General features: G+C 39.5%; 2 protein-coding genes. One reads left to right on the top strand and one right to left on the bottom strand.

Annotated features, from left to right (window positions below):
* On the top strand, positions 1 to 1734 hold a 1734-nt coding region (locus BUF13_RS20250), incomplete at its 5' end, for a T9SS type A sorting domain-containing protein (RefSeq protein ID WP_073573658.1).
* Positions 1735 to 2989: 1255 nt separating this feature from the next.
* Here BUF13_RS20250 and BUF13_RS20245 read toward each other — a convergent pair.
* A complete protein-coding gene (locus BUF13_RS20245; protein WP_166669869.1) occupies positions 2990 to 4717 on the bottom strand; it encodes a purple acid phosphatase family protein in 1728 nt (575 codons plus the stop codon).
* Positions 4718 to 6000: the final 1283 nt, after the last annotated feature.

Genomic DNA, 6000 nt, shown 5'->3' with positions numbered 1-6000 from the left:
GCTCCGGCGAATGTCATTGTTGGAACAGATCCAGGACTTTGCGAAGCAAGCAATGTTGATTTGGGTGAAGCTCAATCAGGAGACAATTGTGGAGGAGTGCAAGTCACCAATGACGCTCCTGCTATCTTCCCATTGGGTCTGACCATCGTAAACTGGAGAGCAGAAGATGCAGCCGGAAATGTAACCTCAGCTTCTCAAGAAGTATGGGTAGAGGATAGGGAAGCACCAACCGTTTTGACACAAAATATAACTCTAACTATTCAAGAAGGGGAACAAGTTGAGGTTCTTCCTGAAAACATAGATGCAGGTTCTACAGATAATTGTGGAAGTCTCACATTGAGCTTGGATAAAACTTTATTCACTGATTTGGATGAAGGAGAAAATACTGTTCTCTTGACAGTAGAGGAAAATGCGGGTCATAGTTCCAGCGCAACAGCCTTGGTAACGATCATAGTAAATTGGAACCCAACTTGTGAAATCGCAGCGATTGCCAATAATATCAGCGTTGAACTAGATAGGAAAGGCTTTGCAAGTATTAGTCCGAGGGAGGTAGATAATGGATCTTTCAGCGATTGTGGTAGAATTGTGGGGGAGACATTGAGTCAATCCGATTTCTCCTGCGTGGATGTAGGAGATAATCTGGTGGTATATACAATCACAGATGCAGAGGGGAATCAAGCTGAAGCAATATTGATTGTGACGGTTATTGATCCAGAAGCTCCAACTATTTCTAGAACTCCAAAATCAATAACTGAAGCATTTACCGATGGTCAGATTTTCGAGATTCCTGATTATAGAATTTCTTACCCAGCAACGGATAATTGCTTTGTTTCAGAATTTATTCAGATTCCAGAACCTGGAACAATACTAGATGCTCAAGGAACTTACCCTATTATTCTGATGGCAAGGGATACTTATGGTAATGAATCTCAAGCGAGCTTTGATTTGATTCTCAGTTCTAGTGGTGGTAAAGGAAGAGGTAAAAACAAATTTGTAAGAAATGAATCTTTGATACCTGTACCATGGAATACTCCAGAGAAGGAAATTGCTTCAATTGGCTTTGAAAGAGATAATAATGGTCAAAAAGAAGAACTGCCAGTCATTTGGGATTTGAGTACTTATAATGGATTGGTGCCAGGAACCTATGAGATTCACGGTCAAGTCCAAGATGAAGAACCTGTGTTGATAAGGGTTAAAGTGGCTGAAAAAACTATGCCTGAGGAAATCTTGATTTTAGAAAATGAATTGACGGAAATCCTTCAGAAGGATCAGGTTTTGGCCACTTTGGAGACTATTGATCCAGAGGATGATCAGCATGAATATCAGGTCCTAGAGTCCAAGGATTTGGAGGTGAAAGGAAATCAGTTGATTTGGATAGGCGAGACCCAAAAAGCCAATTATCCATTGGAGTTCAGAGTTAAGTCCATCGATAGAGTGGGGCAGGTGATTGAAAAAGATATGATTTTGGAAAGAAGAATTGATCAAGCTGATTTTGAAATGTATCCTAACCCGGCAACTGATTTTGTTCAATTACAAGTCAATCTGACCGGACCATCGCACGTTTCCATACAGGTATTTGATTTGGCAGGAAAAATCTTGATCAAGGATGAGGGTGAATATGAAAGAGGATTTAATAAATCATTGGAAGTAAAATCCTTCGCAGCTGGAACATATCTAGTTCAGGTTCAGATCAACTTCCAGATTGAAATGAAACGATTAATCATTAAAAAATAGTAATTCGATTAAAACTTAACCTGGGGGAGAAATCCCCCTTTTTATTAGATTCGATATTTGGGATCCCGATAGGCAACGGGAGGGAATGGGGATCCCGATAAATACCGGGAGGGATTAGGGAAAAGGCATTTGGAAAAAATTCTCCGTGAAACCTCAGCGTTCTCTGCGCCTCTGTGGTGAATAATTTAAGAAACATGAAGGTTGTCCAAAGTACCAAGTACAATGTACCAAGCTTCCTAATTGTATTTAGTCCTTCGGAATTAGGGATTTGGGAATAGGGAATAGGGATTAGGCATGTCAATCGGACCTGCAAACACAACTTGTCACTTACCGTTCACTGTTAATGGTTAATGGTTAATGGGGAACCATCTGAGCTGTCTTTTGAATAGGAATGGCGCTTTAGCCCAATGTTGATTTTGCTGATTTTCTTCCTATCGCTGATTTCCGAACTCGTCCTTCAAGATTCGTAATTCATCATTCGATGTTCGATATTCGAAAAAAGAATTGTAATAGTTGTTTGCTACGCGTTGCAATTGCTTGGAATGCGAGTTTCTAATTAATCGTTCCCGATATTTATCGCGGATCGTATTTCAAATTTCTGATTTTAGCCTTCTAACTTATCATCTAATCCCTATTTCATGCTGTTCTAGATTTGCAATCTAGAACCTCTATCTAAGGAGTTTTCAACTCCAAAATAGACCCATTAAAAGGTTGACGAAACGATGTTTTCGTTCCCTCCTCGGCTTCAATCAGCGTTGTCAATTGATATCTCATGGCCGAGGGAAATGGACTTTTATTCTCTTTTAACCTGGGTTAAAACCCAAGCCTGTCTACCTTTGGTAGGCCTATTCAAGGTTCCGCCCCTACAGGGCTAAAAATAAAATAATTGTTTTCTTCTAAGTAATCCCAGCTCTTCGAGCCTAGGTATCAATTTCTAGCGGTATTCATCGATATTGAGAATTGAAAATTGAGCATTGAACATTGATGATTTACAAATCCCTGCTCCCTAATCCCTACTCTCTAAACCATTCCTATCCGATTCCCCAATTTTGCAATTTTGCAATTTTTCAATTTTTCAATTTTCAAACAATAAAAACGCCGAAGGCACACAACTATCACAACCCTTTTAGATTTCTGATTTCTACTTTCTGACTTATCTTCCAACATCCCACATCCAACTTCCCGACCTCTTACCGTTTACTACTTACAAGCTGATCACTGACTACCAATCCCTGATCACTACTCTCCACAATCCCTACTTCCTTATCTCAAACCTATCCACAACCTCCCCCGCGGAATTATAGGTAACAAACTGAAGTCTCTTGCCTTTGATTTCTACTCTCTGATAATAGTAGTTGCTGTTTTCTTGTACGTGGACATAAGGTGCTGGCTCGCCAATAGGGAAAAGATTGTATCCCGTTCCTACAGAATAAACATACACGGTCCCTTTTGAAAAATCGTCAACAGCATTCCCTGCCAACAATGGTTTAGACCTCATGTAGTTATGGACATGTCCACTCTGAACGATGTCTACATGATATTGATCGAATAAAGGAATCCATTGTTCAACAATATCAGGATAGGATGATTGCCAATTATAGGGAGGGAAGTGAAGCATAGCTATCTTCCATTCAGAACTTGAGTTTTTCAATTGTCGCTCTATCCAAGGAGTTAGTAGTTCCACATCCTGAGTGGCATCAATCATTAGAAAAAATGTGTTTTTATATTCAAAGTTATAGCTACTCTCTTTAGGGTTTTGGTCGGGACCATTTTGTGGTAAGCTCCACAAATCATAGTACAATTGATTACCTAAATCATCTTGGTTTTCATGATTGCCCGGTATCGGCATCAATGGTTTTTCAGAGAAAACCTGACCGGAATATCCAAAGAAATCATCCCATTCATTCCTATACAAACCATGGTCTACCATGTCTCCAGTGGTTGAATAAAAAGCAGTTTCAGGATGGACTTTGTCGGCTTTTTGTATCAATTGACCCCAGTCTTTTTGATTATGGGTATCACCAAACCAGATAAAAGAAAAATGATCATCCTCTGAAGCAGTTTGGAAGGAATAAATATCAGATTTATGGCTGCCTGATTTTATTTGATAAAAATAGGTTTGGCCAGATTTTAAGTTTTTGAGCTCGACTGTATGGTGGTTGACGCGAGGATCACCATATACTAATCGATCATATAGTTCTTTTACTTGAGACTGAACTTGTATGCTGTCTGTTGTCCCTTTTTCCCAATAGGTAAGAGTGTTTTGAGCAATTGCTAATGAAGTTCTCCATTGGATATTCATACTCGTATGCGTATCATCACTCCAAGAAAGAGCAATTTGATCTGGGGCACCTTTTGACGGGAAATTGGTTTCGCGGATTGCCTGAAACAAATGGGATTCTCTAGGTCTTCCCCGATTGGTAGCCAATAAAATATCTCCTTCCAATTCAGCCGGATAATCCTGAAGCTCCAAATCCCAGCAAGTATATACAGGATTTCCTTTCTGAAGTGATTGCAATTCCTGATAGGCAGGAAAAACCTCAGTGATTTCTAATTGTTTGTCCGAATCCCTATCTACTTTTCCAACAGATACAAAATAAGGAGTTCGATGATTTTCTATCCCAGGAATACCCAATTCCACCATTCCTTCTGGGAATTCTTTTCTCCAAACTTGGTAGGTATACTCCTCGTTTGTAACCTTCAAATCAGTTTTTTTAAAACCTGCTTCTTCCACCCAAAATGGAATTGTTTTTTGATCGACATCTATCATCAAAGAAACTTGTACTGGTTCATTTACATGAAATTTCCAATATTGGGTAGAAAGTACCTCTAATTCCTGAGCTGTAAGATTGGAAAGGAAAAAAGACTGGTCAGCACTTTTTAATTCAGATGGTGAGAAATCTGCATAAAACCGGGATATCACCCAATCCATGGTTTCTTCCAAAGGTGGGGTAGGTTCTTCCTTTGGAGATTGGCAACTCATGAAAAACAGGCCAATTCCAAATAGAATATAGAGATATGTAATTAAACTTTTTTGGGTGATCATAAATCAATTCAGCAGAAATAGAATCCTTCAATTTTTTTAAAAAGACCTATCTCCAGTATCCAAATATAATATTCCTGCACTTCTCCTATGTTAAGTTTTACAATTATGGCATGGCAAGGTTTGAAATGGCGTTGAAATGAGAGTTTAGAGTTTTGTCCAAAGTACCAAGTACGATGTACCATGCTTCTAGATCGTATTTCGTCCTTCGTCTTTCGGAATTAGGGAAAAGGGATTAGAAAAAATCTCCGTGAAAACTCAGCGTTCTCTGCGCCTCTGTGGTGAATAATTTAAGAAACAAGAAGGTTGTCCAAAGTACCAAGTCCAATGTACCAAGCTTCCTAATCGTATTTCGTCCTTCGTATTTCAACATTCGAAATTCATCATTCATTATTCGATATTTCGAGGATCGTATTTTTGTAAGAGGGATTTGGGATCCCGATAGTCATCGGGAGGGATTGGGGAAAAGGGATTAGAAAAATTCTCCGTGAAAACTCAGCGTTCTCTGCGCCTCTGTGGTGAATAATTTAAGAATCCCCCAATTTTTGAGCTGTCTTTTGAATAGGAATGGCGCTTTAGCCCATTCAAAAAATATAGTTCAATAAGATAAGGGCTTTAGCCCAATGTTGATTTTCTCCAAAATGGAAATTTCGTTGGGTTGAAAAAATGATGTTTCCTCCTTCTCCTCAGCACCAAGACTGGTGGTCAATTGATATCTCATGGCCGAGTTAAATGGCTTTTTGTCCTTTTACACCCTGGGTTACGCTTCGCTCACCCAGGGCTACCATCTTATCGCACCTCTGGTGCTCTGCCAATCCCTAATTTCTGCTCTCTAATACCTATTCCCAGTTCAACTTCCAACTTCCTACTTCCAACTTTTGAAATTTTCCAATTTTTCAATTTTCCAATTTTCAAACAATGTCAACCCTTCCAACCTCCAACCTCCAACTTCTAACTTCCAACTTCCCGACTTCCCAACCTCCCACCTCCAAACATTTCATTACTCAAAATTTGCGAATCAAAATCAACCGAGTAAATTTATTACTCAGTCATTCTTAAGTCCTCGATGGGACTGAAAGTAGCGAATTCAACTACTGTAGGTAGTCCTGCCTCCTGTAGTGAGGGCTGTAAGAAACTAAGTCAAATGTGACTGAAAGGGCGAAGCTGTGCCAAGATCCAAGAGACAAGAATCAAATGATAGGGGTTAGGAAATGGGGATTAGG

The sequence above is a fragment of the Algoriphagus zhangzhouensis genome, assembly GCF_900148515.1.
GTDB classification, from domain to species: Bacteria; Bacteroidota; Bacteroidia; order Cytophagales; family Cyclobacteriaceae; genus Algoriphagus; species Algoriphagus zhangzhouensis.
The sequence above is the reverse complement of the archived record's forward strand: the minus strand, read 5'-3'. Positions and strand labels throughout refer to the sequence as shown.